4 protein-coding genes are annotated in these 1,750 nt (G+C 60.2%); all 4 read right to left on the bottom strand.

Features of this window, described 5'->3' with window-relative positions:
* Positions 1-74 precede the first annotated feature (74 nt).
* On the bottom strand, positions 75-485 hold the full coding sequence (locus WS68_RS29670) for a transposase (protein ID WP_059573228.1): 411 nt from the start codon (positions 483-485) through the stop codon (positions 75-77).
* Positions 486-534: 49 nt separating this feature from the next.
* Positions 535-810, bottom strand: a complete 276-nt coding sequence (locus WS68_RS27020) for a transposase (RefSeq protein ID WP_231753108.1) — start codon at positions 808-810, stop codon at positions 535-537.
* A 171-nt stretch (positions 811-981) separates the two neighbouring features.
* Positions 982-1,281 carry a type II toxin-antitoxin system RelE/ParE family toxin gene (locus WS68_RS24020; protein ID WP_059573227.1) on the bottom strand — a complete coding sequence of 100 codons (300 nt, stop codon included), beginning with the start codon at positions 1,279-1,281 and terminating at the stop codon, positions 982-984.
* Complete coding sequence (locus tag WS68_RS24015) at positions 1,278-1,553, bottom strand: YlcI/YnfO family protein (RefSeq protein WP_059573226.1); 276 nt, start codon at positions 1,551-1,553, stop codon at positions 1,278-1,280. The genes WS68_RS24020 and WS68_RS24015 overlap by 4 nt, the downstream gene beginning before the upstream one ends.
* Positions 1,554-1,750: the final 197 nt, after the last annotated feature.

Below are 1,750 nucleotides of genomic sequence, written 5' to 3'. Positions count from 1 at the left end.
ACTATCGGCAGTTTGAGGACGTCGCCAAGGCGGCCTGACTCAAACAAATCGGTCTCCGATGAACCCGGGGCGATTCATTCCTGCAGGAACGCTTCGGTGCGCTCGGCAGACAGGCCGCGAATCTTCACGCGCCGCTTGCCGATCTCCACCTCGATTTCGCACACGGGCTTCGGCATCGGTACGCTGCTCATCGCTTCCGGCGCCACGGTCAGCTCCGGCGCTGGCAGTACCAATGCCGAGTCGATCACATCGACGCTCAGCAGTTCCGTGCTTGGCACGCTCGGCGCAACGCCAAGTGCAGGGACGACCAGCTTGCCTTCACGATATTGCTTGCGCCATCCGAATATCACATTGGCGTTGATGTCGTGCCGCCGCGCAACAACCGACACTGACATACCAGGCTCCAGTGTCTCCCTGATCACCTGCTGCTTGAATTCTTGCGCGTACGTTCGATGCGGATGGGCACGATTCCCTGCGTTCGACATGGCTGACGAGTTCCGTCAATCTAAACGCGCCCATCATGCTTTGGAAAAATCAGCTTCGGGAAACGGTCCGGCCGAGCCGCTTACGCTGAGACGGTTCGTTGACGACAACCGGCAGCATTGCGTCTGGAATCGCATCGTCCGTTAGCAGGCCTTGCGCATGGAGGCGGCGCCATGCCCACACCTGATTGGCATTGATGCCGTTCTCGCGAGCAACACGGGCTACCGACGCGCCGGGCTCGAATGTCAGCGCGACGATGGTCCGCTTCCATTCCGTGGGATGTCGGCGAGTTTGCCGTTTCGGCGGGATCTCGACTGTCTGAGTCACTCTGTCCACAACTCCTATCGTGGACACGACCGGTCATTCGTGTCCTTCGCCGGACATCATGGCACTCGTCACCGAGCGTTCACAGACGGTACTGGTCTCGTGCTTACTGACCGCCCCATCCGCTCGTCAGTCACGCGCAAGCCTCGACCAGCTCGCCTACATCGCCTACATTCAGTGGTAGTCATCCTCACGTTGATGTCGGACTGCGAGGATCGTGACCCGCTGCGCATCCTCAACCTCAAACAGCACAACGTATCCCGCTACACCGAACGACACGACGAGTTCGCGCAAAAATGGATTCTGCGGGTCCGCCTTGCGGCAGGTAAACGGGAACGTCTGAAGCAGATCGACACCCTGCCGAATTGCGGCCAGCGCGCGCTCTGCCGCCGTTAGGTCTTGCTCAAGCAGGAAACGGTACAGGCGTATCAGGTCCTCGCGTGCTGCACGCGTATAGCGAACCTGGTAGCTCAACGCGACGCCCCCGCCGTCCGAGCGGCCGCCAGCATCGTTTCAAGCTCGTGATGGACATCATCGGCGCCGAAATACTCGCCGGTGCGCCGCGCATCTTCGCGCGACGCCAGGCCGCGGGCCACGAACTCGCGCTGCATTCGCCGGCGCTCGACACCGGCCCGCAACGCCTGCTCCATAAACGATGACAGGGTCTCGTGGTCGTGCAACTCCGCTTCCACCGCTTGCCGCAACTCAGGGTCGACGCGCAGCGCCGGGATCGTGGCTGTTTTCATAGGTACCTCACGCATTACATATGCGATGCACTATAGCAGGTTCTGTCGCGATAACGCAGTCCGAGCGAGTTCGAGGGGAGTTGTTAGGATTCTTTACATGTATTAGCCGGGACTTGATCTGTAAGCGGTCAATAAATGACGCCCTTCCCATGAGGGTCAGGAGGTCAGAAGCTAGGTGTCCGCGTGGACACCTGCAC

The organism is Burkholderia sp. TSV86, assembly GCF_001522865.1.
Classification (GTDB): domain Bacteria; phylum Pseudomonadota; class Gammaproteobacteria; order Burkholderiales; family Burkholderiaceae; genus Burkholderia.
The sequence above is the reverse complement of the archived record's forward strand: the minus strand, read 5'-3'. Positions and strand labels throughout refer to the sequence as shown.

What these genes read in the sequence shown, in the direction of transcription:
- WS68_RS29670 (WP_059573228.1), bottom strand. Translation starts at nt 485, where the DNA reads ATGTCGAACGCAGGGAATCGTGCCCATCCGCATCGAACGTACGCGCAA.
- WS68_RS24015 (WP_059573226.1), bottom strand. Translation starts at nt 1,553, where the DNA reads ATGAAAACAGCCACGATCCCGGCGCTGCGCGTCGACCCTGAGTTGCGG.